The 26464-nt window shown below is 32.5% G+C and carries 24 protein-coding genes; 22 read left to right on the forward strand and 2 right to left on the reverse strand.

The genetic code is table 11. The annotated features are described in order from the left end of the window. Positions 1-266 precede the first annotated feature (266 nt). From spoIIAA to holA, 9 genes are all read left to right on the forward strand, one after another. Entirely contained in the window at positions 267-602 is a 336-nt protein-coding gene (gene spoIIAA / locus GXK57_RS02190; RefSeq protein WP_160670787.1) for an anti-sigma F factor antagonist, read from the forward strand. A 16-nt stretch (positions 603-618) separates the two neighbouring features. Continuing rightward, entirely contained in the window at positions 619-1050 is a 432-nt protein-coding gene (gene spoIIAB, locus GXK57_RS02195) for an anti-sigma F factor (protein WP_160670790.1), read from the forward strand. A gap of 10 nt (positions 1051-1060) precedes the next feature. After that, entirely contained in the window at positions 1061-1819 is a 759-nt protein-coding gene (gene sigF / locus GXK57_RS02200) for an RNA polymerase sporulation sigma factor SigF (RefSeq protein ID WP_160670793.1), read from the forward strand. 221 nt (positions 1820-2040) lie between these two features. Then, positions 2041-2499: a stage V sporulation protein AC gene (spoVAC, locus tag GXK57_RS02205; protein WP_160670796.1), complete on the forward strand. Its 459-nt coding sequence runs from the start codon at positions 2041-2043 to the stop codon at positions 2497-2499. Positions 2500-2663: 164 nt separating this feature from the next. Then, on the forward strand, positions 2664-3683 hold the full coding sequence (spoVAD, locus tag GXK57_RS02210) for a stage V sporulation protein AD (protein ID WP_160670799.1): 1020 nt from the start codon (positions 2664-2666) through the stop codon (positions 3681-3683). A 38-nt stretch (positions 3684-3721) separates the two neighbouring features. After that, positions 3722-4081 carry a stage V sporulation protein AE gene (gene spoVAE, locus GXK57_RS02215; RefSeq protein WP_160670802.1) on the forward strand — a complete coding sequence of 120 codons (360 nt, stop codon included), beginning with the start codon at positions 3722-3724 and terminating at the stop codon, positions 4079-4081. 278 nt (positions 4082-4359) lie between these two features. Then, entirely contained in the window at positions 4360-6939 is a 2580-nt protein-coding gene (locus tag GXK57_RS02220) for a cation-transporting P-type ATPase (protein ID WP_160670805.1), read from the forward strand. A gap of 218 nt (positions 6940-7157) precedes the next feature. Further along, entirely contained in the window at positions 7158-8918 is a 1761-nt protein-coding gene (locus tag GXK57_RS02225) for a ComEC/Rec2 family competence protein (protein ID WP_160670808.1), read from the forward strand. Next, positions 8911-9936: a DNA polymerase III subunit delta gene (gene holA / locus GXK57_RS02230; protein ID WP_160670810.1), complete on the forward strand. Its 1026-nt coding sequence runs from the start codon at positions 8911-8913 to the stop codon at positions 9934-9936. The genes GXK57_RS02225 and holA overlap by 8 nt, the downstream gene beginning before the upstream one ends. A gap of 147 nt (positions 9937-10083) precedes the next feature. Here holA and rpsT read toward each other — a convergent pair whose 3' ends face one another. After that, positions 10084-10347 (reverse strand): 30S ribosomal protein S20, encoded by a 264-nt coding sequence (gene rpsT / locus GXK57_RS02235; RefSeq protein WP_128212528.1) that lies wholly within the window; start codon positions 10345-10347, stop codon positions 10084-10086. A 437-nt stretch (positions 10348-10784) separates the two neighbouring features. Here rpsT and gpr point away from each other — a divergent pair, with 437 nt between their 5' ends. The 9 genes from gpr (at position 10785) to dnaJ (ending at position 22154) form a co-directional block, all read left to right on the forward strand. Continuing rightward, positions 10785-11759, forward strand: coding sequence for a GPR endopeptidase (gene gpr / locus GXK57_RS02240; protein ID WP_160670813.1), 975 nt, complete (start codon positions 10785-10787; stop codon positions 11757-11759). Between the two features lie 226 nt (positions 11760-11985). Then, the gene (locus GXK57_RS02245) at positions 11986-13068 is read left to right on the forward strand and encodes a stage II sporulation protein P (RefSeq protein ID WP_160670816.1); all 1083 of its coding nucleotides are present in this window, start codon (positions 11986-11988) and stop codon (positions 13066-13068) included. Between the two features lie 269 nt (positions 13069-13337). Next, a complete protein-coding gene (locus GXK57_RS02250) occupies positions 13338-13736 on the forward strand; it encodes a hypothetical protein (RefSeq protein WP_160670819.1) in 399 nt (132 codons plus the stop codon). Between the two features lie 111 nt (positions 13737-13847). After that, complete coding sequence (gene lepA, locus GXK57_RS02255) at positions 13848-15653, forward strand: translation elongation factor 4 (RefSeq protein WP_160671586.1); 1806 nt, start codon at positions 13848-13850, stop codon at positions 15651-15653. A gap of 89 nt (positions 15654-15742) precedes the next feature. Continuing rightward, complete coding sequence (hemW, locus tag GXK57_RS02260) at positions 15743-16870, forward strand: radical SAM family heme chaperone HemW (protein WP_160670822.1); 1128 nt, start codon at positions 15743-15745, stop codon at positions 16868-16870. Positions 16871-17245: 375 nt separating this feature from the next. Next, a complete protein-coding gene (gene hrcA / locus GXK57_RS02265; protein WP_160670825.1) occupies positions 17246-18271 on the forward strand; it encodes a heat-inducible transcriptional repressor HrcA in 1026 nt (341 codons plus the stop codon). Between the two features lie 109 nt (positions 18272-18380). Continuing rightward, positions 18381-19004 (forward strand): nucleotide exchange factor GrpE, encoded by a 624-nt coding sequence (grpE, locus tag GXK57_RS02270; RefSeq protein WP_160670828.1) that lies wholly within the window; start codon positions 18381-18383, stop codon positions 19002-19004. A gap of 59 nt (positions 19005-19063) precedes the next feature. Further along, complete coding sequence (gene dnaK / locus GXK57_RS02275; RefSeq protein WP_160670831.1) at positions 19064-20917, forward strand: molecular chaperone DnaK; 1854 nt, start codon at positions 19064-19066, stop codon at positions 20915-20917. Positions 20918-21005: 88 nt separating this feature from the next. Beyond that, the gene (gene dnaJ, locus GXK57_RS02280; RefSeq protein WP_160670834.1) at positions 21006-22154 is read left to right on the forward strand and encodes a molecular chaperone DnaJ; all 1149 of its coding nucleotides are present in this window, start codon (positions 21006-21008) and stop codon (positions 22152-22154) included. A gap of 234 nt (positions 22155-22388) precedes the next feature. On the opposite strand, the gene GXK57_RS02285 is transcribed toward dnaJ, so the two are convergent. Continuing rightward, on the reverse strand, positions 22389-22592 hold the full coding sequence (locus GXK57_RS02285) for a hypothetical protein (protein WP_128212537.1): 204 nt from the start codon (positions 22590-22592) through the stop codon (positions 22389-22391). Positions 22593-23013: 421 nt separating this feature from the next. Here GXK57_RS02285 and prmA point away from each other — a divergent pair, with 421 nt between their 5' ends. From prmA to GXK57_RS02305, 4 genes are all read left to right on the forward strand, one after another. Next, the gene (gene prmA / locus GXK57_RS02290; RefSeq protein ID WP_160670837.1) at positions 23014-23955 is read left to right on the forward strand and encodes a 50S ribosomal protein L11 methyltransferase; all 942 of its coding nucleotides are present in this window, start codon (positions 23014-23016) and stop codon (positions 23953-23955) included. Between the two features lie 20 nt (positions 23956-23975). Then, on the forward strand, positions 23976-24725 hold the full coding sequence (locus GXK57_RS02295) for a 16S rRNA (uracil(1498)-N(3))-methyltransferase (RefSeq protein ID WP_160670840.1): 750 nt from the start codon (positions 23976-23978) through the stop codon (positions 24723-24725). Then, a complete protein-coding gene (gene mtaB / locus GXK57_RS02300) occupies positions 24725-26029 on the forward strand; it encodes a tRNA (N(6)-L-threonylcarbamoyladenosine(37)-C(2))-methylthiotransferase MtaB (protein ID WP_160670843.1) in 1305 nt (434 codons plus the stop codon). Before GXK57_RS02295 ends, mtaB begins: the two co-directional genes overlap by 1 nt. Positions 26030-26110: 81 nt before the next feature. After that, entirely contained in the window at positions 26111-26455 is a 345-nt protein-coding gene (locus GXK57_RS02305; protein ID WP_160670846.1) for a histidine triad nucleotide-binding protein, read from the forward strand. Positions 26456-26464: the final 9 nt, after the last annotated feature.

The raw sequence follows: 26464 nt of genomic DNA on the forward strand, positions 1-26464 counted from the left end.
AAAAGGCAGATACTCAAAAAACACGCTGAAGGAAGTGGCTTCAGCGTGTTTTTTTACCTTAAGGGCATATGGGCAAAAAAGCTCAGTGAAGAAGGTTACTTCAGCCACTTTTTTATATATTTACAGAATTAAATACCATAATTTACAAATATATGATAAATATGTTTGACTTATTACAAAAAATTATGTTAAAATTATGGAAAAAGAAGGAAGCTAAATTGGCGAAGTAGCTAAGGAGGTGGATTACTCTTAATAGAGTAATGCTTATGGAATTAAATTTTAATAAAGTTGATAATAATTTAGTGGTAGCACTGACAGGTGAACTTGACCACCATAGTGCTGAGGAAATAAGAGTTAAAGTTGATGATAGAATTGATAGAGATGGAATAAATAATCTTGTCTTTGATTTTTCTAGGGTAACTTTTATGGATAGTTCAGGAATAGGCATGGTAATAGGAAGATATAAAAGGCTTTCTATTAGAAAAGGTAAGGTAAGTGTGGTAGCAGCAAATAAAAATGTAAAAAGAGTATTTGAATTGTCTGGCATGTTCAAAATAATTAATTACTACGAAAGCATAAATGATGCCATCAAATGCGGCTAATTAAGGGGGAATTAACATGGAAGGAAATAAAATGAGGATAGAATTTTTAAGTAAATCTCAAAATGAAGGTTTTGCAAGAGTTGCTGTAGCTGCCTTCATATCTCAACTAGACCCTACTATAGAAGAGTTAAGTGATGTTAAAACTGCTGTATCTGAAGCTGTTACAAATTCTATTATTCATGGATATGAGGAAAAGGAAGATGGAGTAGTAAGCATAGAGACCATATTAGAGGGGAGTGAAGCAACCATCATAATTGAAGATCAAGGAATAGGAATAAAGAATTTAGACGAGGCAATGCAGCCCTTATATACTTCCAGACCAGATTTAGAAAGATCAGGTATGGGATTCACTGTTATGGAGACTTTTATGGATTCCTTAGAAGTATACAGTGATGGAATAAAAGGGACTAAAATAGTTATGAAAAAAAACTTTAACTCTGTAGGTTAGGTGATAATCTATGGAAAATAATAATTTCAAAAAAGAAGAGTTCAATTATGATGATAATACCACACTGATAAGGCAGGCTAAAGCTGGTAGCGTAGAAGCTATGAATAGACTTATTGAGATTAATATGCCTCTAGTTTCTTCAATAAGTAGAAAGTTTTTAAATAGAGGCTATGATTACGAAGATATATTTCAGATAGGTTCAATAGGACTAGTTAAGGCTATCAATAATTTTGATGATTCCTTCAATGTAAAATTTTCCACTTATGCAGTTCCAATGATAATAGGAGAAATAAAGAGATTTCTTAGAGATGATGGCTTTATAAAAGTATCTAGAAATACTAAAACTTTAGCCAGAAAACTTCATTTTAGTAGAGAGGAACTATCAAAAAAGTTAGATAGGGAACCTACTATTGAAGAACTGGCAGAGTATTCTGGTGTAGATAAGGAAGAAATTGTTTTTGCATTAGAATCAGCTAATAGTATGCAATACCTATATGATACTATACATCAAGATGATGGGTCACCAGTACTGCTTATTGATAAGATTGCTGAAAATGGTGAAGAAGATGCTGAAATGATAGATAGATTAGCTTTAAAGGAAGCTTTAAAGAGTTTGGAACCTAAGTCAAGGCAAATAATATTACTTAGATATTTTAAAGATAAAACTCAGATACAAGTAGCTAAGATGCTTGGTATAAGTCAAGTACAAGTTTCTAGAATAGAGAAGAAAGTACTGCAACAGATGCGAAAAAAATTATCGGAATTTTAAAAAAACGGATGGATTACCACCGTTTTTTTTTGTTTTATAAAAGTTTTTGATTATTGCCAAATTTTCTTGCTTATAAATATACTACAAATCCATAAAATACACTTAGACAATAAGTTACACTAAGTAAAATAGTAATTAAGTTTAATATTAAAATGAATTAATTTATAGGAATAAGGTGCATATAAAAGGGTTTAGTTCATTTTTCAGAAGGAAGGGATAAAATGGAGCCTAAAGAAGAACGTATAAAAAAGAGATTTGATAAGTTGTCCAAAGAATCAGAACCAAAACCAAAGCTTTTGAGGAACTGTATTAATGCATTTATTGTTGGTGGTTTAATTTGTGATGTAGGAGAGTTTTTTTCAAATACATTTTTATATTGGGGTATGTCCAAAGAAGATGCGGGTACCTGGGTGGCAATAGTTATGGTTTTTATAGGAGCGTTATTGACAGGTATAGGAGTGTACGATAAAATTGCGTCATTTGCAGGCGCAGGTACTGTTGTACCTATAACTGGTTTTGCAAACTCCATAGTTTCTCCTGCTATAGAGTTTAAGAAAGAAGGTTATATCTTTGGCTTAGCAGCAAAGATGTTTACTATTGCAGGTCCAGTGCTAGTTTACGGTATTGGTACTTCCGTAATAGTAGGTTTGATCTATTATGTTATCGGTATTATAAAGTAAAACACTGAAACACTGGTTTCGCAAATCTAATTACAAAAAAATCACTGAATAAGGTTACTTTATTAAAACTTTTATCTTAATTATATAGATAGAAAGGAGAGGCCAAAAATTTTAAGGTACTAAAGTTTATATTTTAATAATAAATTTTTGGCTATGAGATAAATATGGGTAATGAGCAGAAAAAGATAGGAAAACAAACCGTTAAACTACAGAATCCACCTAAGATAATATGTACAACTAGTATAGTTGGTCCAAAGGAAGGCGATGGACCTTTAAAAGACTATTTTGACATAATACTTCGAGATGATACCAATGGGAAAGAAAGTTTTGAAAAAGCGGAGTCTTCCATGATGTATACAGCAATAAAAGAAACTATAAAAAAAGCAAAACTTGAGGAGAAGGATATCGATTATTTACTTGCTGGGGATTTACTCAATCAGCTTGCGTCTTCAAGCTTTGCAGCAAGAGATATGAATATACCTTTTATAGGTCTATATGGCGCCTGCTCTACTATGGCTGAATCTCTTGGGCTTGCATCACTTCTTATGGATGGAGGATATGCAAAGTACGTTATAGCAGCAACCTCATCACACTTTAGTTCAGCAGAAAGACAGTTTAGATTTCCACTAGAATATGGGGCCCAAAGGTCAGAAGTTGCTCAATGGACTGTTACAGGAGCAGGTGCAATACTTCTGTCTAACGAAGGAGATAACCCATATGTAACTTATGTAACCACAGGAATAGTAAAAGATTACGGTATTAAGGATGCATCAAACATGGGAGCAGCGATGGCACCAGCTGCTGTAGATACTATTTATAGGCACTTTCAAGATACAGGGCGTACACCAGATGATTACGACATTATTGCCACTGGAGATTTGGGACTTGTCGGTAAAGAAATAACACAAAAGCTTCTTTTAGAATATGGTTATGACATTAAGGATGTTTACATCGATTGCGGAGCTGTTATTTATGATAATGAAAGACAAAAGACTAATTCAGGAGCTAGTGGCTGCGGGTGTTCAGCAGTTGTGACTTGCGGTTATTTATATAAAAAGATGTTGAAAGGTGAGATCGGGAAGCTATTACTTGTTTCCACTGGAGCACTGATGAGTACAACAACCTCCCTTCAAGGGGAAACAATACCAGGTATAGCTCATGCAGTGGCCATTGAATATAGTTAAAATGAGATTCACAATTTTGAAAGGAGATAAGAAATATTATGAGTGAATACATTTATGCTTTTTTGGTAGGTGGAACTATTTGTGTAATAGCTCAGGTATTGATGGACAAAACTAAGCTTACTCCAGGAAGGATATTAGTAGCTTTTGTAACTCTAGGTGTCATATTAGGCGCTTTTAATATATACGATAAAATAATAGAAATAGGAGGAGCTGGGGCTACTGTTCCTTTACCTGGTTTCGGAAATTCACTAGCTAAAGCAGCGATAAAGGCGGTTAAAGAAAATGGTCTAATTGGTGCTTTTACTGGAGGAATCACTGGAACCGCAGGAGGTATTACCGCGGCAATATTCTTTGGATATATAATGGGACTTGTATTTAATCCAAAGACAAAATCATAGTAAGTGCTCTATAGATGTATCAAATAATACTAAAATTTTTATTTTCAAATTCTCCTCTCAAAATCTAGAGGAGTTTTGAAAATAAGTTTCGGATTGAAGTGCTACATCTTTAGTTAAAAATGCTAGTTCATTAGAAATAGGGTCTCTGTTATAATAAATGATACAAAGTAAATTAATTTGAGAAGTATAATTTTACTTTTTATATTTATTTGGTAAAGTGTGTTAGCAATATAGACGAAAATTAAAGTAGCAAATAATTATAGCAGGGAGTAAATATAGTGGAAAGATGGTATAACATATCTTGGAATAAAGTCATAGATAAGTTGCAAAGTGATTTAAATAGAGGGTTAAGTAGTGATGAGGTAAGTAAGAGAAGAGAAGCAAACGGATTAAATATAATGCCAATAACTATAGAAGAAACTTCAAAGGTTATACTGGTGAGGCTCCTTTTAAAACCATGGTTCCTAATTATGCTTGCCACTACAGTACTTTTTATGTTTTTTCATTACTTTGTACAAGGTGTAATTATAGTATTATTGGCTATTTTAACAGTTGCTATAAGATATTATGAAATTGTTAAAAGTAGAAAAGAATTAAGCATATTAAATAGCCTAAACTATACTACCACAAGAGTTATAAGAAATGGAATTAGGGAAAATATTAATTCAGAAGAACTGGTTGTTGGAGATATTGTTGTTCTTACAAAAAACATGTTAGTTCCGGCAGACATAAGAGTGATTGAAAGTGAAGAGCTTAAGGTAAATGAGAAGAATGTCACCGGAGAAGAGTTTTTATGTGAGAAGTATGAAACTATGATAGAAGGGGCTGTTAACTCTCTGTCAGAGATGAAGAATATACTTTTCAAGGGAAGCACTATTGTAAGAGGTGACGGATTAGGAATTGTAATAGCTATAGGTAGTAAAACTCAGCTAGGCAGGAATATGGCTCTTCTTAACAGTGCGGGGATTAGAAAAAATACCTTAGGAAGAAAATTAGAAGAGAAGATTAACACTGTTTTTAAGTACACATTGATTATTTCAGGTATGGTAGCTTTAGCACAATATTTCTTTGTTGGTAGAAACAGTGGAATTAATTTATTATTAAATGAATTATATTCTTTAGAAACTGTAGGGTATGTAATTATAGTCATTTCATTTATATATCTTTATAAGAAAAAGTTAGCATTAGAAGGGATAGAACTTATAAACCTTTCAGTTCTTGATATCGAAGAAAAGATAGATATAATATTTTTGGAGAAGATTGGAGCTATATCTGTTAATAAGATGATAGCTAAGAAGATGTATACTGATGAAAAAGTTTATGGAGAAGATGAAGGGGACAATAATGATATAAACCTTCAAAGAATGATTAATATCGGACTTTTAACTAATAATGCCATATACAATGTTAATGATGATTCTGGAAAGGGAGATATAACTGAGATAGCTTTATTGAGATTGGGGGCAGGCAGAGGGATCTATAAGGGAATGCTTATGACTCAGCAGAGAAGAATATTTGAGTTGCCTTATGATACAGAAAGAAGAATGGTTACAACTCTAAATAAGGTGGAGAAGAACTACAGAGTAAACACAAGAGGTGCTTTAGATGAAGTACTAAGCAGATGTACTCATATAATGAAAGAGGGTGTAGAAAAGGAAATAACAGAAGAAGATATAGAAAATATCAAAAACTGTGATTATAATTTTTCTAGTGAAGGTCTAATAACCATTGGATTTGCTTATCGTAGTTTTGGATATCAGCCTACCCCAGATGAAAATATAGAAAGTAATATGGTTTTTGTAGGTATCATGGCTTTTTTAAACCCAGTAGTACAAGATAGTGATGAAATAATTAAGACTCTAAAAAGAAATAATATAGCTCCTATGATAATAACAGAAGAGAACAAGATAGCTGCCGCAAAAGTAGCAACAGATATATCACTAATAAGCAGTATAGACGAAGTAATATCAGGTGTTGAGCTAGATTCATTAAACGAAGAAGAAATGATAAGTGTTCTTTCAAAAGTAAAGGTTTATTCTAGGATATCCTATGAGATGAAGAATAGAATAATCAACATGTTTATAAACGATGGATATAAAGTAGCGGTTGTAGGGGATAACCTAACTGACCTTCCATCCTTAAGTGCAGCTCAGCTTGGAATATCCAACGGAGAGAAATGTTCTAGTTTGGTTAAGAAACTATCAGACGTGTACATGAAGGAAGACTGTTTACATAAGTATTTGGAGTTAATAAAAAAAATAACTATATTGAGACGAAATCTATGGATAGGAAAAAGTTTATTGATCTATTTGGTTTTATTACAGATTTCTTCCTTAGTAGTACCAAAAATCTTTGGCATTGATTTTAATAGGGACATGTTTTTAACTATTGTTGAAAATATATTGCTTATTCCATTACTTGCGGTAGGACTATTATTTAACGAAAGATATGTAATTAAGGAAAGAAGCTTAGCATATCTGGCAGGAACTGCTGTTTTACCAACTGTTATATTTGCAATTATATGCAAGATTACTAATTTCGCAAATTATGGACAGCTCATAACCATATGTTTTTACCTTTTATTATTGTTAAAATCATATATAGTATTTGATATTAACATTAAACAGTCTAAGAATTTGTTGAAGTTTATAGGCTTCGGGTTACCGGTATATATAGTTGAAGTTGTGTTAGGATTGTATTTCTTATATGGATTTAATCCAAAAGTACTTATAATTGCAGCTGTTTTTATGATTTTATATGGAATTATTGAAATTTTTGCAATTAAATGGAGAGAATATACAATGAAAGCTAAGAAATTTCTTTTAAACTTATATCACTTATATTATGAAAGGAATTAGTATTATATATAGGCTTTTTATTGAATTGTAAAGATGTATCACTTTAATATGAAATCTATTTTTATAAATTCTTTGGGTTCTGAGAGAAGTATTTAAAAATATAAGTTTTATTACAAAGTGTAATATCTATAGGATAAGTTAATGTATGAAGGATATTGTATAGTGCATATATTTAGAGGTATTATTTTTATTAGTTTATATATGATATTTTGATTATTATGATAAATAAGCTTACAAACAATGAAGAGGTTAAAAGACCAGCGGTCAATATATTAGTTGCATGTATTGCTGGGATATTAACCTTCAATCTAATAAAAGTAAGTTTTCTTGGTGCAGTGCTTATAGCTGCATCATTTTTTTTAATACATTTTTTTATATATAGCAAAAATTTTATAGCAATTATTATAATATTTTTTGTGGCAGCTTATGTTAATTCTATGGTGTATTACAGCTTTTACACTAATACAGAAAATGTTTTTAAGGTTGAAGTTTCAAATTCGAAAAGTAAGATTGGCGAGATTGGCAGACAGAGCTTTAAACTTGAGGGTAAGCTGCCGGAGCTTAAAGATGGCGGTAAATACGCTCTATATGGAAGGTTTGAGAGAAAAGCTGACTATGAGAAAGGGATAGTAGGAACTATAGAAGTATCTAAATATAGTTATTTAAAGAATGGGTTTAGCGGTAGTTCAAATGAAAAGCAAGATGATTTCTATAACAAGATAAAGAAATATATAGGGGATGATGGAGCTGCGCTAGTATGTTCAGCAGCCTTTGGATATACTAAGTACCTAAAAGATGATGAGAACACATTGATGAGTAAGTTTGGAATAATACATGTTGTATCAGTTTCAGGCTTTCATATAGCCGTTGTATATTCAATCATAGAAAAGATACTAGGATTTAAGGTGGCTCTGCTAGTAAGCTTTATTTATACCATATTTAGTGGAGGAAAGTCCTCTACTTGGCGAGCCTTCATAATGATACTTATTCTTAAGCTATCTAAAAAGCTCTATAGAAATTATGATTCTATATCCTCCCTATGCTTTTCAGCAATACTTCTTTTATGTTTTAAGCCTTATTATTTATATGACATAGGCTTTGAGTTGTCGTACCTATCAACCTTAGGTATATTGCTGTTTTATAATAAGCTTAAAAGAAAGTTTTATAAGCTGCCAGAGCTGATAAGCGATACCTTTTGCATTTCTATTTCAGCTCAGGTCTTTTCCTTCCCAGTAGCCACCCTGGCCTTAAATAACTTTTCACCTAACTTTATGTGGGGGAATCTATTTTTACTTCCTATGTTTACGGCTATAGTAATACTTGGCAACATAGCATTTTTGCTTATGTTTAATGATAAGGTGTTTATGCTATCAGCTTATCTGATAAAGCTTTTTATTGTGGCAATGCAAGGAGGAATAAGCTTTATTGATCAGTTTTCTCTGAAAGTTACTACTATTAACTTTAATATAGTCTACGGGTACTGTCTAATACTAATCTGTATCTATATGTATAGCAAAGGGTATAAGAAGGCTAGGTCTGTAGCATGGGCGATATTTGTTGTTGTAATTCTTTCTTTATATAGTATTCAAACAAAGCTAACCTTAATTAATGACAATAAAACTAAGGCATTATTGGTAGAACAGGGTTTTAATAGAATATTAATCGTCCATAATTTAACTGGGTATAGTTATAATTTAATGAACAAAAAGTACTATCCAACTGAAAGTTTAAAGTGGATAAATGAAAGATCCTATATTGAGGGTAATATTGCTATTAAGCTAAATGATAAGGAAAAGGAGATAGTGATAGTAAACAAAGGAAAAAGCTACATAGTAGATGTTAACAATCAGTGTTATATTTGCAATCAATACTATGATATAATAAAAACTAGTGGAAAAGGAGAGCTTATTTCAAGTAAAAAAGCCTCCGATGGTTTAAGTGATACTATAATTGAATCTGAAGGTGATAACAGTGATTGATTTAGATGGATTAGAAAGTAAGATGAAAAAAGGCCTAGAAGGGGCTTATGTATTTGTAGGCTTAGATGAGATGATAATAAGTGAAAATATAGATAAGATAGTAGCTAAAACCGTAAGTGGTGAATTTAAAGATCTTAATTATATAAGAATAGATGGAATGAAAACCTCTTTTGATGAGATAATGAATGCTTGCGAGACCTTGCCGTTTTTTGCAGATAAAAAGGTAGTTGTCATATATAGATCTAATTTTTTAAGAGATAAAAGTGATGCGGCAGGTACTAAGATATATAACCAACTGGTAGATTATTTAAAAGATGCACCTTCTCATTGCATACTAGTTATGTACTATCTATTAAATGATAAGAGAGAAAATCCTACTAGGAATAAAAAGCTAACTACCCTTGAAAAAAATGCTACGGTGGTAAAGGTTGATAAGCTAAAGGGAGAAAGGCTTTACAAAAAGGTAGGTTCTATATTTGAGGAGAAAGGAAAGAATATAGGAAAAGTAGAGTTAAGATACTTCTGTGATTCTGTAGAGAACAATTTTAATATAATTGAAAGAGAGATAGATAAGCTTATAAGCTATACGGAAGGAAGAGACATAACCAGAGAGGATATAACAAAAATGCTTCCTCATAAAAGCGAAGATGATGTATTTGATTTGGTAGACTTTATAAGTCAAAAGAAGTCAGAAAAATCAATTGATATCATGAATGAACTTATAAGTAAAGGTGAGAATCTAATGCTTATACTGTCTTTAATACAATCCCAATTTACTATGTTATATAAGATAAAACTTGGCATGGAAAAGGGGAAGACTAAGGACGACCTAGCTAAGGAGATTAGAAGACCAGCTTTCATATGTGAAAAGTTAATGACTCAAAGCAGAAAGTTTTCTTACAAGCAACTTTATAGTTGTATGAAGCTATGTATAGAGACAGAAAGAAAGCTAAAGAGTACAGCCTTTGACAAGAAAACAGAGATGGAAATTATGATAATGAGTACATTGATGGTTTAAGTAACTAATTCGTAATTTACAAACTAATATATATTTAATTTATCAAATAATAGTCATGTATATGTTTGGAATAGCTCCTTCATGTATATGACTTTTCTAATTTTTTGAAAAATAAATAACCGGTCTTTAGACCGGTTTACAAGCTTATTATGCTATAGTGTTTAACTTAGCAGCTAATCTTGATTTCTTTCTAGCAGCCATATTCTTATGGATTACTCCCTTAGCAGCAGCCATATCTAAAGCTCTTGCAGCGTCCTTGTAAGTAACCTTAGCTTCTTCAACATTGTTAGCGCCAGCAGCTACTTCAAACTTCTTTATAGCTGTTTTAAGAGCAGATTTTATTATCTTATTTCTTAAAGTTTTAGTTTCAATAACTTTTATTCTCTTTTTAGCTGATTTTATATTTGCCATTCATGTTCACCCCCTTCAGTTTTATAGGGTCTCTGCAGTTTTTGGGGAAATCTGCGTACGAGTTCATATTCAACAAATGATATTATAGCATTGATAAGGGCCTAATTCAAGTACTATTTTATTTTTTTAAGCCATACTAGCTGGTAAATCCCAGTTAAAATTATACATAATAACAGTATCAGCGAAAAACACTATAACTTAATATCATTAGAATTCCCTATAATTATTCAAAATAATTATTTTTGAAGAAAAATGTAAGTATATTAAATATACTAATACTTTAGCATAAAGGCAAGTAAATTAAGATTTATTACTAACAATTTCTACTAGCCAATAACTTAAATAAGCTTGAGATATGCAGCAACATCTATAAATAAATAATTATTTAGTTAGTGGGATAAAATATGAACAAAATAATTATGTCGGAGGTGAACCTTATGATAAATGTAAGAACTGACCTAGCTGTGGAAGCAAGAGAATTATATAAACAAATAAATAAAAGAGAAGCAGATGGCATTATTTCTGAGGAAGAAGAAATAAATGATATAAAGGTAACTACTGTAAAAATAATAAATGAAGATGGTGCTGTAAAGATTGGAAAGCCAATTGGTACATACATAACAATTGATATACCTGAGTTTACTCATTATGATGGAGAGGTTATGGATGAAGTATCTGATGTACTAAACGATAGCTTAAACAAACTAATTGACATAAATCCATCTAAAACTGCTCTAGTAGTAGGGTTAGGTAACTGGAATGTAACACCGGACGCTTTAGGTCCTAAGGTTGTGGAAAAATTGATGATAACAAGGCACTTAAAAGCAGTTATGCCAGATTCTATTGACGATTCCGTGAGACCGGTTTGTGCTTTGGCACCTGGAGTGCTAGGTATAACAGGAATAGAAACAGGAGAAATAATAAAAGCAGTAGCAGAAAAAATAAAGCCTGATATGGTAATATGTATAGATGCCTTAGCTTCTAGAAGTACTAGGAGAGTAAATAGGACAATACAAATTGCAAATACAGGTATATCTCCTGGAGCAGGAATTGGCAATAAGAGAATGGAAATTAATGAAGAAAATCTAGGGATACCAGTTATTGCTATAGGAGTTCCTACTGTGGTAGATGCTGCCACAATAGTTAATGATGCTATGGATTTGGTACTAGATGAAATGATACACCAATCTACACAAGGTAGTGAATTCTATAATATGCTTAAGACAATAGATAAAAATGAAAAGAGTAAGATGATAAAGTCCTTATTAAATCCTCATGTAGGTGATTTAATGGTAACACCAAAAGAAGTAGATGTGGTTATAGATTCTGTGTCTAAGATAATATCAAATGGCTTAAATATGGCATTGCAACCTAGTCTTGATATGGATGATATAAATAAATTTATGGGGTAAGTATTATATGGTTCCATTACGAAAACTTAATAGTTGAAGTTGGAAAACTATAATTGCTCAAAAGAATCGCTAATATGATAATTTTATTGGCGATTTTTTTATATGTACCATTTCAGTACAAAAATATAATTTTACTACGAAGTGGTACATCCATAAATAACTAGCAATTTTACATAACATAATTTAAATATCTTTCTCATATAAATTATATGAGGAGGGGATAACATTGTATTATAATAAGAGGAGAACTAATGAACATAGCTCTTTAAAATTGATGCTTTTTATGATAATTTGTTTAGCCTTAGTAGTGGTGGTGTTGTTTACTAATATGAGGACAGCTTTAATAAAGGATTCCTATCTTTATATCAAAGCTATAGAAAAATCCATACCTTACTTTGGTACAAATGTACAAGCTACTAATGACAAAGGCGTAAAAAGTGAATCTTTTAGGGATCTTATCTACGATAAAATAACCAATGACCTGATGAATCCATCAAATTTATTGGCTGAGGAGATACCTTACTTCAATTCAACCAGCGGCAATGAAAAAGAATATAATGAAAACTATGCATCAATCAATCCATTTAGTCTTTCTGATGGAGCTATAGCTAAACTTAATCCAGAAGAAAAGCAAAGTACAAATCAGCAGGGAGATAGCGGAACACCTATAAAAGTTTCTGCTGCTTTTGATCCAAAGCTTAAGAAACAGCTAAATGAATCCAAACCGGAAGTGCTTATATATCATACTCATACAACAGAAGCCTACAAACCAGCAAATGCTGATTCAACAGAAGAAAAGTATAGTGTGGTAGGAGTTGGAACTGCTCTTGAAAAGGAACTTGAGAATTACGGTATTTCTGTAATCCATGATAAGACCATGCACAGTATGGTATACAATGATAGTTATTTAAGGTCTGCAGAAACTGTAAAAAAATATTTAGGAAAGTATAATAATTTTAAGTTGATAATAGATCTTCATAGAGATTCTACAGAAAATAAAAATGCCACTACATTGAATATAAATGGTGAAAATGTAGCAAAAATAATGTTTGTTACTGCACAAAATACACCGTATTATGATCAGAATAATGGAATAACTGAAAGTTTAAACGATATAAGCAGAAAGCTTTTTCCAGGCTTTTCAAAGGGAATACTGTCTTATAGAAGAGGAATGAATTCCTTTAATCAGAATTTAAGTAATCACTCTATATTGATAGAGGTTGGTTCTGATATCAATACTAGTGATGAGTCACAAGGATCAGCAAAATACGTAGCTAGAGTAATCGCTGAATATTTGAATAAAAAGTAATAAATAGACTCCTGACTAGGTGATTTTGCTTAAATAGCTTTTTTGAATAAGTGGTTAGTCAGCCAATGAATTAATCTTAATATTTGACTAATGTAGCATGTAATGAATAGCTACTTATATTTAAATAATAATAAATGTAATCAGAATTAATTAAAGAGTAGTGTGTAATATCAGTTGGAATTAAGTGAAGAATTGAATAAAAATGGTAAAAATGAACATCCTTATAGATATAAGTTATAACTCAACACTTAAATCTTGGGGGTGTTTTTTTGAGAAAATTAATAAATGTTATTTTTATATTTATGATTATATCCTTTGTTTTATGGGGCATTATAAATATAAACATAATAAATACTGCTTCTTTAAGCAAAAGCACTGAAGGTGTTAATACTATATCACAAGACGATTATAAGGAATTGAAAAGTGAATTTGGACAGGATTTTTTAGGACTTTTACAAGATGATTGTGAACTAAAGATACATGATGAAGATGGAAGCTATAAATTGGAGTTCAATGGAAAGTACTATGATATAAATGGAATTGCTACAAAGTTCAAGTTCTTAGGTAAGATAAAGGATGGAGGCAGTATAATAATAGACAAGATAGGAAATGGGATGGAGTATTTTTACGAAAAGATAAGTAAAAAGATAGATGGTGTGGTATCATAGCATATATATGTTGACAATCAAGCTGGAGGCTATGATATAATTTAACAAGATTTAATCTACATGGGGGTGAAAACTGTTCCAAGGAAATTCCTTGAGGATGGGTTTATGAATATGCAAAGTAATAGACAGAAACACATAAGAAACTTTTCAATCGTTGCACATATCGATCATGGTAAGTCTACATTGGCAGATAGACTTCTTGAAACCACAGGAACCTTAACCCAAAGAGAAATGGAAGAGCAAGTTTTAGACAATATGGAGCTTGAAAGAGAAAGAGGAATAACCATCAAATCTCAGGCTGCAAGACTGGTTTATAGAAGAGAAGATGGAGAGGAATTCATACTTAATCTTATAGATACTCCTGGACACGTAGATTTTAACTACGAAGTATCGAGAAGTTTGGCTGCGTGTGAGGGTGCAGTACTAGTTGTAGATGCTACTCAGGGCATACAAGCACAAACTCTTGCCAACTGCTATCTAGCTTTAGATAATAATTTAGAGATAGTTCCAGTAATAAATAAAATAGATTTACCGAGTGCTAGACCAGAAGAAATAAAGCAAGAAATTGAAGATGTAATAGGAATAGAATCACATGATGCGCCGCTTATATCTGCTAAAACTGGCCTTAACATCATTGATGTATTAAATTCAGTAATAGAGAAAGTTCCAGCACCTACCGGTGATGAAGAAGCACCTTTACAGGCTCTTATATTTGACTCCTTCTATGATAGTTATAAAGGGGTAGTTTCCTATGTAAGAGTAAAAGAAGGTTCTGTTAGAGTAGGAACAAAGATAAAGCTTATGGCTACAAATAAGGTATACGAAGTAACTGAGGTTGGGGTGTTTACACCTGGCTTTATGCCGATTTCAGAGCTAAGAGCTGGGGATGTTGGTTATGTTACTGGTTCTATAAAGAACGTAAGAGACGCTCGAGTTGGAGATACCATAACAGAGGCAGATAGACCTACTAGTACACCACTACCAGGTTATAAACCAGCAGTACCAATGGTATTCTCTGGTATATACCCAGTAGACGGTGCAAAGTATGAAGAGCTTAAGGAAGCGCTTGAAAAGCTTCAAATCAACGATGCTGCATTGTCTTTTGAACCAGAAACTTCTATTGCCTTAGGTTTTGGATTTAGATGTGGATTCTTAGGACTATTGCACATGGAAATAATTCAAGAAAGAATAGAAAGAGAATTCAATCTTGAGATTATAACTACAGCTCCTTCTGTTATATATAAAGTAATAAAGACAGATGGTACTTTAATAGAGCTTACAAACCCAACAAATCTTCCTGAACCAACTGAAATTGACTATATGGAGGAACCAATAGTAAAGGCTGCAATAATAAGTCCTACTGAGTATGTTGGTCCTATAATGGAGCTATGCCAGGAGAGAAGAGGAAAATATCTTGATATGGAGTATATCGAGACTACTAGAGTTGTAATTAATTATGAGATACCTCTAAACGAGATAGTTTATGACTTCTTTGATGCATTAAAATCAAGAACTAAAGGTTATGCATCCCTAGACTATGAGCTAAAGGGTTATGAAACTTCTGAGCTTGTTAAGCTTGATATATTACTAAATGGGGATACTGTAGATGCCTTATCTATGATAGTTCCTAAAGAGAGAGCTTATCATAAAGGTAGAGGAATAGCTGAAAAGCTTAAAGAAATAATTCCGAGACAGCTTTTTGAAATTCCAATTCAAGCTGCTGTAGGTACAAAGATAATAGCAAGAGAAACTGTAAAGGCTATGAGAAAAGACGTACTTGCAAAATGCTATGGTGGAGATATTTCTAGAAAGAAGAAGCTTTTAGAGAAGCAAAAAGAAGGAAAGAAGAGAATGAGACAGGTAGGTTCTGTTGAAGTTCCACAAGAAGCATTCATGGCTGTTCTAAAGGTAGAATAGGACAATTTAAAGAGCTTATTAATATAGAAAAAATTAAGTGTTTTGATACTAAAACTAAAGAAATAAACTTGATATTGGAGGATAGCAGTGTGGAAAAGATAGCGCTTTATGTACATATACCATTTTGTAAGCAAAAGTGTTTTTACTGTGATTTTCATTCATTTCAAGGTATTGAAAACATAATGGATAGATATACAGATGCTCTTATAGCAGAAATAAATAGAAAAGCTCATAAATATGAGATTAAAACTATTTTTATAGGTGGGGGAACTCCCACCTATTTACATTTGAACTTATTTGAAAAGCTGCTCAAGTGCATTGGAGCTTTAAAGCTCTCTGAGGATGTTGAATATACTGTTGAATGTAATCCAGGAACCTTAAGTGATGAAATATTAGAAATTATGAAAGAAAACAAGGTGAACAGGCTTTCAATTGGACTACAGGCCTGTCAAGATAACTTGCTAAAAGTTATAGGTAGAATACACAATTACAAAGAATTTGAAGAAAATTATTATCTAGCTAGAAGTAAAGGATTTTCTAATATAAATATAGATCTTATGTACGGACTACCTGGTCAGAAGGTACAGCATTGGGAAGAAAGCTTAAAAGAAATAGTTAAATTAAAACCAGAACATATCTCTGCCTACAGCCTTATAGTTGAAGAAGATACTGTATTCTACAGATGGTATGAACAAAATAAACTGAATCTTCCGTCAGAAGATGAAGAAAGAGAAATGAACGAATTAACTCATACTTTACTCAAGGAGGCAGGGTATAAGCAATACGAAATATCTAACTATGCTAAGATTAACAGAGAATGCAGACACAATCTTGTATATTGGAATATGGAAGACTACCTAGCTTGTGGAACTGGAGCATCGTCTTATATTAATGGAACAAGATATAAGAACCTTTCAAACTTAAATAAGTATATGGAAGCTATGGAAAACAATCTGGAAGAATATGAAGAAGTTATAGAAAATTCTAGAGAAGATAACATAGAGGAATTTATTTTCATGGGATTAAGAAAGTTAGATGGTATATCTGAAGAAGACTTTAAGCATAGGTTTGGCACAGCTATAGAGGATATATTCTATGATGTTATAAAAAAACATATTGAAGAAGAACTTCTAATAAGAGAAAATGGAAGAATTTATTTGAGTAAAAAAGGTATAGAGTTGTCAAACTATGTTATGAGCGATTTTATGCTGTCATAAATTAAGTCTGGAATTAAGTAGTCAGTTATCCCATGCTTTAATGAGCTGAGATGATTGCTTGCTAATATAGCATCTCCTTCGTGATGACTTAATTTCAGCAACATTATTAGATAAGCCTAAACATAAAATAGTTTGGAAATTTTATAATTATAATAGCAATGGAACAGGTATGTAATAGTTTTAAAAATGAATTTTTGAGAAACATGAAGAAATCTTGAGATATTGAAAGAAAATTTCTCTATAACGGCTTAAATTAATTGAATCTATAGATTTATTAGCATAAAACAAATTGACAAAAAAATATATAAATAATATATTTAAATCGTAGTCATTAGCACTCACTACTAACGAGTGCTAACAAAAGAGGTGAGATTAGTGGTAGATGAGAGAAAAATAAAAATTCTTCAGGCGATTATAAATGACTATATTATGACAGGTGAGCCAGTAGGATCAAGGACTATCGCTAAAAAATATGACTTGGGAATAAGTTCAGCCACTATAAGAAATGAAATGTCTGACTTAGAAGAATTGGGATACCTGGAACAACCTCATGCGTCTGCTGGTAGAATTCCGTCAAGTAAAGGCTATAGATTATACGTTGATAAATTAATGGAGTTTCAAGGCGTTAGCTTAGAAGAAGAACTATTGATTAAAAAATATCTTATAGACTCTGCTCTTTTTGAAGTAGATAGGATGATAAAGCAAGCAAGTACGCTTTTATCTCAGCTTACAAAGCTGACTTGTATAGTAAATGCTCCTTCAGTAAAGAAGAGTGTTATAAAGTCTATACAGTTGCTTACAGTAGATCAGGCTAATCTTCTTTGTGTTATAGTTACAGATAGTGGAGTTATTAAGAATAGTCTTATTAAGGTTTCTAGTATACCTTCACCAGAAACTTTGATAAAAATAAATAATATACTTAATATAAGGCTTAAGGACCTAACTATAGAGCAGATAAATTTAGAAACAATAAATAAGCTTAAGAAAGATTTATCAGGCTTTGATGAAATATTCAATGCATTGATACCAGCATTGTATGAAACCTTAAATACCTCTGAAAGTGAGGTTTTTATGGAGGGTACAACTAACATATTTAATTACCCAGAATACAATGACATTGAAAAAGCTAAAGAAATATTATCACTTCTTTATGATAAGGATAATGTTGCTAAACTAATAGTCAGTGAAGATGATATTTCTGTGAGAATAGGTGATGAAAATTATCTGCCTGAAGCTAAGGATTGTAGCGTTATTACAGCTGCATATACCTTAGGAAATAAAAATACAGGAACCATAGCACTGATTGGACCCACCCGAATAAATTATCCGAAGGTCATGTCCATCATGGAAGAAGTAATGAGGGAACTTAATGAATCGTTAAAAAATCAAGGCTTAAAATAAGTTTTGAGTTTCATAGATATATCAATTAAGATGAAAACCAATAAAGGGTTTATATAATTTTAGAAAAAGCCCTATTTCATAAATGAGAGATGAGGTGTAGTAACAAGATATGAAAGAAGTGAATAGCGATCAAGTTAATGAAAAAGATGAAGTTAATGCTTCAGAAAATGTCACTGGCAACGTTGAAGAAACAGAAAACGTAGAAGAAGTTTTTGAAGGTGAAGTTTTAGAGGATATAGAGTTTGAGAGTGGTAGTGATAATGTTACTTCATTCAAGGATGAGCTTATTAAACTAAAAAATGAGAACTCTAAGCTTAATAATGAATTAGATGCATTAAAGGAAAGAATTTTAAGACTAAATGCAGAATATGACAACTTTAGAAAGAGAACTTCTAAAGAAAAAGAAGGCATATACACTGATGCCTGCGAAGATGTACTAAAAGAAATGTTTCCAGTTTTAGATAACCTTGAAAGAGCTGTAGCTGTTGAAGGTAGTGTTGATGACCTTAAGAAAGGCGTTGATATGACAATAAGACAGTTCAAAAATGCTTTTGAAAAGTTAGGTGTTGAGGAAATCGACACAACTGGAGAGTTTGACCCTAACTTACATCAAGCAGTAATGCATATAGAAGACGAGAACTTTAACAAAAACTCAATAGCTGAAGTGTTTCAAAAAGGCTATAAAAAGGGTGGCAAAGTTCTTAGATTCACTATGGTCAAGGTAGCAAACTAGTAAACATAATTTACTTTGAATAAATAAATTAAATTCGCAATAACGAGGAGGAAATAGAAATGGGAAAGGTTATAGGTATCGATTTAGGAACAACTAACTCTTGTGTAGCTGTTATGGAAGGAGGAGAACCAGTAGTTATAGCAAACTCAGAAGGTGCTAGAACTACTCCTTCAGTAGTATCTTTCCAAGCTAACGGAGAAAGATTAGTTGGTCAAGTAGCTAAAAGACAAGCGATCACAAATCCAGATAAGACAATAATATCAATAAAGAGACATATGGGAACTAGCCATAAGACTACAATAGATGGAAAAGACTATACTCCACAAGAAATATCAGCAATGGTTCTTCAAAAGATTAAAGCTGATGCAGAAGCATACCTTGGAGAAACTGTAACTCAAGCAGTTATAACAGTTCCAGCTTACTTCAATGACTCACAAAGACAAGCAACAAAGGATGCTGGTAAGATAGCAGGACTTGAAGTTTTAAGAATAATAAATGAACCAACTGCAGCTTCTCTTGCTTATGGGTTAGATAAGACAGATCACAGCCACAAGATATTCGTATATGACTTAGGTGGTGGTACATTCGACGTATCTATACTTGAACTTGGTGATGGTGTATTCGAAGTTAAAGCAACAAACGGAGATACTCACTTAGGTGGAGATGACTTCGACCAAAAGATTATAGATTATATAGCAGAAGACTTCAGATCACAAAATGGAATTGATTTAAGAAATGATAAGATGGCTTTACAAAGACTTAAAGAAGCAGCAGAAAAAGCTAAGATAGAACTTTCATCTTCAACTCAAACTATAATAAATCTTCCATTTATTACAGCTGATGCTTCAGGTCCAAAGCACATTGAATTAACTCTTACAAGAGCAAAATTCAACGAAATAACTCGTGATCTAGTTGATAGAACAATAGAGCCAATGAGAAAAGCACTTGCTGACTCAGGTTTAAGCTTAAATGATATTGATAAGATAGTTTTAGTTGGTGGTTCAACAAGAATACCAGCAGTTCAAGAAGCTGTTAAGAAGTTTACTGGTAAGGAACCTTCAAAGGGAGTTAACCCAGATGAATGTGTTGCAGTAGGTGCTGCTATTCAAGCTGGTGTATTAACTGGAGATGTTAAGGACGTATTACTTCTAGATGTAACTCCATTAAGTCTTGGTATAGAAACTCTAGGTGGAGTAGCAACTCCATTAATAGAAAGAAATACAACTATACCTACAAGAAAGAGTCAAGTATTCTCAACAGCAGCAGATAACCAAACATCAGTTGAAATACACGTTGTTCAAGGTGAAAGACAAATGGCTGCTGACAACAAGACTCTTGGTAGATTTACACTATCAGGAATCCTTCCAGCAAGAAGAGGCGTTCCTCAAATAGAAGTTACTTTTGATATAGATGCTAACGGTATAGTTAAAGTATCAGCAGTTGATAAGGGAACTGGAAAAGAAGCAAATATCACTATTACAGCTTCAACAAACTTAAGTGATTCAGAAATAGATGCAGCAGTTAAAGAAGCTGAAAGATTTGCAGAAGAAGATAAGAAGAGAAAAGAATCAATAGAAGTTAAGAACAATGCTGATCAAGTTGTATATCAAACAGAACAAACTCTAACTGAGCTTGGAGATAAGATATCTGCTGATGATAAGGCAAAGGTTCAAGCTAAGCTTGATGAAGTTAAGAAAATCAAAGATACTGATGACATCGAAGGAATAAAGAAAGCTGTAGAAGACTTAACTCAAGAATTCTATGCAATTTCATCTAAGGTATATGGTGCAGCAAATGCTGAAGGCGGTGCTGGATTCGATCCAAACGCTGCTAATGCAGGTGGAGCAAATGCAGGAGCACCTCATGATGACAATGTTGTAGATGCTGATTTTAAAGTTGATGATGACAAATAGTTGTAACAAAGCGAGTATTTAATATATAATATGACAGGGAAGGCTAACTCGTCTTCCCTTTAATATTACAACTTAGGTGGTGAAATAATTGGCAAGCAAAGACTATTACAGTGTACTTGGTCTTGAAAAAGGTGCAAGTGATGATGAGATAAAAAAAGCTTTTAGAAAGCAAGCCCTAAAATATCACCCTGATAGAAATCCAGGGGATAAGGAAGCAGAAGAAAAATTTAAGGAATTAAATGAAGCTTACCAAGTTTTAAGTGATCCTCAGAAGAAGTCTCAATATGACCAATTCGGAACAACAGACTTTAATGCCGGCGGTGCAGATGGTTTTGATGGTTTTGATTTTGGAGGTATGGGTGGTTTTGGAGATATATTTGAAAGTATTTTTGGCGGCGGTTTCGGTGGTGGCGGTGCTGGTGCCAGAAGAAATGGGCCACAAAGAGGTGCTGATATAGAATATACTCTTAATCTTTCTTTTGAAGAAGCTGTATTTGGAGTAGAAAAAGAAATATCTTTAACAAGAAGTGAAAACTGTGAGACTTGTAGAGGTTCAGGTGCTAAGCCTGGAACATCACCAAAGACTTGTTCAAAATGCGGTGGAACAGGTCAAATAAGAGTTCAAAGACAAACTCCTTTTGGTAACATGGTTAGTCAAACAACTTGTGATAAATGTGGTGGCAGGGGACACGTAATTGAAGATCCATGTCCAGATTGTAGAGGAAAAGGCAATGTAAGAAAGACTAGAAAGATAAAAGTTAATGTACCAGCAGGTGTTGATACTGGTAATGTAATGCCTTTAAGAGGACAAGGAGAACACGGTTCAAACAACGGTTCGCCAGGAGATTTATATATAAGAATCAATGCAGCATCTTCTAAAATTTTTAAGAGGCAAGGCTTTGACATTTACTTAGACTATCATTTAGATATGATAAGAGCTACAATGGGTACCGAAATAAAGGTTCCAACAGTTGATGGAGATGTTAAATACACTGTTCCATCAGGAACTCAACCAGGAACTTTATTTAGATTAAAAGGAAAAGGTGTACCTAGAGTAAACTCCTCGGGTAGAGGTGACCAATACGTTAATGTTATCGTAGATATTCCTAAGAGTCTAAATGATAAGCAAAGAGAAGCTCTTAATATGTTCTTAGAAGCTTCAGGCGAAAAAGTAAGTGATACTAACGATCATAAAGACAAAGATAAAAAAGGTTTCATGGGCAAGATATTTGGATAGTAGGCAAAAAAGCAGTTAATGATAGTTCATTAACTGCTTTTATTTTTTATACTCAACCGAATATAAATTCTAGTATATATGTTTTTGCCACAAGCTTAGTAAATTGATAAATATGTCCCATAGCACTTATTTACTGTATTAGTAGTTGTAAGATTTACTAAGAAAAGTGTGGCATAAGCCAGTTTATTTAAGATAAAATCTTACAGTTAGTCTATAAGATTTTATTCACTATGCCTATAGATTTAATGGGTTATTAGTATTTAGTTCAGTAAATTGTAACTGATGCTTTAATTTTATAAATTCTAATTCCAATGTATCAATGCTAGCTTCATATCTAGCTTTATCATCAACAGTTTTAGCGTTTGCTAATAATTTGCCTAATTCAAGCATCTTTGAGTCGATCTCAAGCATTCTCTTCATTGCTTCATAACAATTCATGTTATCACCCGCCTATTTTATAAATATTTATTTATATGATATGCAACAGATTATAGAAAAGTACTTCTGGGACAAAAATGCAGATAAAAATTATACTGCTAGTAACCGTTAAATTGAAATGTAAAAATATCTCATGTAAATGATTACTCTTATAGTATAGCTTGACAAGCATCCATATTTCAATAATTATATTGAAGCCTAGTTAAATTTAGAGGAATTGACAAATAGAAGAGGATAATCTATTTACATAAGATAGCTAAGAGTGTAAAATATATGAGTTATGACAAAGCACAAAATATTATGATATATTAAAGTGATATACATGTTTGATTTAATATAGCTTCTCTACGAACTAGAAGTATTTATATAAGTTTATTTGTCAAACATATATATGTAGTTAAAGCAGGAAAGGATTGAGCATATGAACGGAATATGGATAGAAATAAAGGTAATAAGTAAAAGTGAGGCCTTAGAGCCTGTGTCAGGTATATTTTATGGATTAGACTGCAAAGGTGTGGCTATTGAAGATCCAAATGATATATTAACAAGAGAACAAGGCCCTCTTACTTGGGACTTTGCAGACATAAATATATTAGAACATAAGGGGAAAGCTGCAGTAGTTAAAGGTTACTTCTCTAAAGAAGATAATATAGAAGAAGTGGTTACATATATAAAAGAAAAGCTTGTGGAGCTTAAAGAGTCTGGTATAGATATAGGTGAAGGTGAAGTTATAGCAACTGAGATGAAGGAAGAAGACTGGGCTAATAACTGGAAGCAGTATTACAAGCCTACTAAGATAGGTAAAAACATAGTTATAAAGCCTATATGGGAAGAATACCAAGTTACAAAAGATGAACTTGTGGTTGAAATAGATCCAGGTATGGCTTTTGGTACAGGAACTCATGAGACTACTAGAATGTGTGTAGAAGCTTTGGAGAATAATGTTAAAGAAAATTCTGTGGTTTTTGATATAGGTACAGGATCAGGAATACTAGCTATTGTTGCCTCAAAGCTTGGAGCAAAGCATGTTGTAGGAGTTGATCTTGATCCAGTTGCAGTTGATTCTGCTAAGGAGAATGTAGGTTTTAACAATCTTAATAATATTGAGATACTAGAAGGAAATCTTTTAGATGTTGTTAGTGGAAAAGCCGATATAGTTGTAGCTAATATTATAGCAGAAATAATATGTGTATTAGTGGACGATGTTAAAAAGGCTATGAACCAAGGTGGACTATTCATAACTTCAGGAATAATACATGATAGAAGACAAATGGTAATTGATAAATTAGAAGCATCAGGCTTTGAAATAGTTGAAGTTAATAAAGATGGTGAATGGAACTGCATTATAGCAAAAGTAAAATAAACTTTTAAGGAGAGTGTAAGATGCATAAGTTTTTCACTCCAAAGGACACCTTTACAGAAACTCATGCTACTATATCTGGAGATGATGTAAAACATATTTACAAGGTTCTAAGATTAGAAGAAGGAGAAAAGATTGCTTTAAATAACTTAGAAGGCAAGGAGTACCTTGGAGAAATCGAAGAGATTACTAAACAATATGTTAAGGTTAAGCTTGTTGAAGAGCTAGCTTGCAATAATGAGAGTAATATTAATGTTACTTTGTTTCAAGGATTACCTAAATCTACAAAGATGGATTTAATAGTACAAAAGTGTACTGAACTTGGAATAAGAAGAATAACTCCTTTGATAACTAATAGAGTGGATGTAAAACTTAAAGGGGAGTTTAAGAAGCTAGATAGACTTCACAGAATAGCTCTAGAGGCATCAAAGCAATGCAAGAGAACTATTATACCTAATATTGATGAACCGATAGAATTCAGTGCTATGCTTCAAGCTTTGAAGGGAATGGATATGGTTATAGTTCCGTATGAAAATGCTACTGGGTATGGTATAAGAAATGCTGTAAGTGAAATCTCTAATGCAGAGATTATTAATATTGCAATTATCATAGGACCTGAAGGCGGCTTTGAAGAATTTGAAATAGAAGAACTTAAGAAAAGTGGAGCGAAAATTGTAACCTTAGGACCTAGAATCTTGAGGACAGAGACAGCAGGCTTTACTGCACTGTCTCTTTTGCAATATGAACTTGGGGATATAGGAGGAAATAAGTGATGAAGGTGGCTTTTTCTACACTTGGATGTAGAGTAAATCAATATGAATCTGAAGCTATGGCAGAAAAGTTTATCAGAGAAGGTTATGAAGTTGTTGAATTCGATTCATTTGCTGATGTATACGTGATAAACACTTGTACCGTTACTAACATGGGGGATAAGAAGTCTAGGCAAATCATAGGAAGAGCTAGACGTGAGAATGAAGATGCAGTAATAGCTGTAGTAGGGTGTTATTCTCAAATAGCTCCAACAGAGGTAGGAAACATTGAAGGTGTAGACGTCGTACTAGGTACTAGGAACAAAGGAGAAATAGTCTACTGGGTAAATAAAGCTATTGATGAAGGTAAACAGCAGATACAGGTTTCGCCGGTTTTAAAGAATAGTGTGTTTGAGGATCTAAATATAGAAGAATATCAAGATAAGACAAGAGCTTTTCTAAAGATTCAAGATGGTTGCAACAGATTTTGTTCATACTGCTTGATTCCTTACGCAAGAGGAGCTGTATGTTCAAAAGATCCAGAGAAGATAAAAGAAGAGGTAAAGAAACTTTCAGAGCATGGCTTTAAGGAGATAATACTGTCAGGTATACATACTGCTTCTTATGGAGTTGATTTAGAGCAGAAGGTAACCTTAGTTGATATATTAGAGGTTATAGAAGCCATTGACGGAATTGAAAGAGTTAGAATAGGCTCTATTGATCCAACCTTCTTTACAGAAGAAGTAGTAGACCGTATATCAAAGCTTAAAAAGCTATGTCATCATTTTCACCTTTCTCTTCAGAGCGGCTGCGATGAAACCTTAAATAGAATGAATAGAAAGTATACAGCTAAGGATTATAAGGATATAGTACAGGTATTAAGGACACATTTCCAAGATGTTTCTATAACTACTGATGTTATTGTTGGATTCCCTGGGGAGACAGAAGAAGAGTTTGAGGATACTTATAACTTCCTAAAGGATATAAAGTTAACTAAGACCCATATATTCAAGTTTAGTCCAAGAAAAGGCACTAGAGCTGCTTCTATGGAAAAGCAAGTTGATGGAAATATAAAAGAAGAAAGAAGTAAGCTGTTAATAAGACTAAATGAAGAAAATGAGAAGCAATTTATTGGTGCTTTAAATGGAAGTACTCAAAAAGTTCTATTTGAACAAGCTGTTTCAAACATGGAAGGCTGCTATGAAGGTTACACAGAAAACTATGTTAGAGTTGTGGCAAAGTTTGACTGCGATTCTGTAATAGGAAAAATAATGCCTACGAAGATAATTGGAAGTAATATTGATTATGCTTTAGGAGAAATAATATAGTATTTATTTAGAATATTATGGTTAAGATACCTCATTTAGTGGTAAGATATATATATATCTTTTAAAAGGAGGTGAATCAATATGGACGATTGTATCTTTTGTAAAATAATAAAAGGTGAAATACCTTCAAAAAAGATTTATGAAGACGAAGATGTGATAGCTTTTAATGATATTAATCCAGAAGCTCCAATTCACTTTCTAGTAATTCCTAAGAGACATATAGAAAGTGTTAATAATATAGATGAAGAAAGTTCTAAAGTAATTGCACACATATTTAATGTTATTAATACACTAGTAAGAGAACTTAACATAGCTGATACTGGATATAGAATTATTAATAATTGTGGTGTTGACGGAGGACAAACAGTTAATCACATGCATTTTCATGTGTTAGGCGGAAGAGAACTAAAATGGCCTCCAGGCTAAAAACAAACT

The sequence above is a fragment of the Clostridium sp. C8-1-8 genome (assembly GCF_009928445.1).
GTDB lineage: Bacteria > Bacillota > Clostridia > Clostridiales > Clostridiaceae > Clostridium_AR.

Bases quoted from the DNA above. Each gene is read 5' to 3' on its own strand.
- spoIIAA (WP_160670787.1), top strand. From the start codon at position 267: ATGGAATTAAATTTTAATAAAGTTGATAATAATTTAGTGGTAGCACTG.
- spoIIAB (WP_160670790.1), top strand. From the start codon at position 619: ATGGAAGGAAATAAAATGAGGATAGAATTTTTAAGTAAATCTCAAAAT.
- sigF (WP_160670793.1), top strand. From the start codon at position 1,061: ATGGAAAATAATAATTTCAAAAAAGAAGAGTTCAATTATGATGATAAT.
- spoVAC (WP_160670796.1), top strand. From the start codon at position 2,041: ATGGAGCCTAAAGAAGAACGTATAAAAAAGAGATTTGATAAGTTGTCC.
- spoVAD (WP_160670799.1), top strand. From the start codon at position 2,664: ATGGGTAATGAGCAGAAAAAGATAGGAAAACAAACCGTTAAACTACAG.
- spoVAE (WP_160670802.1), top strand. From the start codon at position 3,722: ATGAGTGAATACATTTATGCTTTTTTGGTAGGTGGAACTATTTGTGTA.
- GXK57_RS02225 (WP_160670808.1), top strand. From the start codon at position 7,158: ATGATAAATAAGCTTACAAACAATGAAGAGGTTAAAAGACCAGCGGTC.
- rpsT (WP_128212528.1), bottom strand. From the start codon at position 10,347: ATGGCAAATATAAAATCAGCTAAAAAGAGAATAAAAGTTATTGAAACT.
- gpr (WP_160670813.1), top strand. From the start codon at position 10,785: ATGATAAATGTAAGAACTGACCTAGCTGTGGAAGCAAGAGAATTATAT.
- lepA (WP_160671586.1), top strand. From the start codon at position 13,848: ATGCAAAGTAATAGACAGAAACACATAAGAAACTTTTCAATCGTTGCA.
- grpE (WP_160670828.1), top strand. From the start codon at position 18,381: ATGAAAGAAGTGAATAGCGATCAAGTTAATGAAAAAGATGAAGTTAAT.
- dnaK (WP_160670831.1), top strand. From the start codon at position 19,064: ATGGGAAAGGTTATAGGTATCGATTTAGGAACAACTAACTCTTGTGTA.
- GXK57_RS02285 (WP_128212537.1), bottom strand. From the start codon at position 22,592: ATGAATTGTTATGAAGCAATGAAGAGAATGCTTGAGATCGACTCAAAG.
- prmA (WP_160670837.1), top strand. From the start codon at position 23,014: ATGAACGGAATATGGATAGAAATAAAGGTAATAAGTAAAAGTGAGGCC.
- GXK57_RS02295 (WP_160670840.1), top strand. From the start codon at position 23,976: ATGCATAAGTTTTTCACTCCAAAGGACACCTTTACAGAAACTCATGCT.
- mtaB (WP_160670843.1), top strand. From the start codon at position 24,725: ATGAAGGTGGCTTTTTCTACACTTGGATGTAGAGTAAATCAATATGAA.
- GXK57_RS02305 (WP_160670846.1), top strand. From the start codon at position 26,111: ATGGACGATTGTATCTTTTGTAAAATAATAAAAGGTGAAATACCTTCA.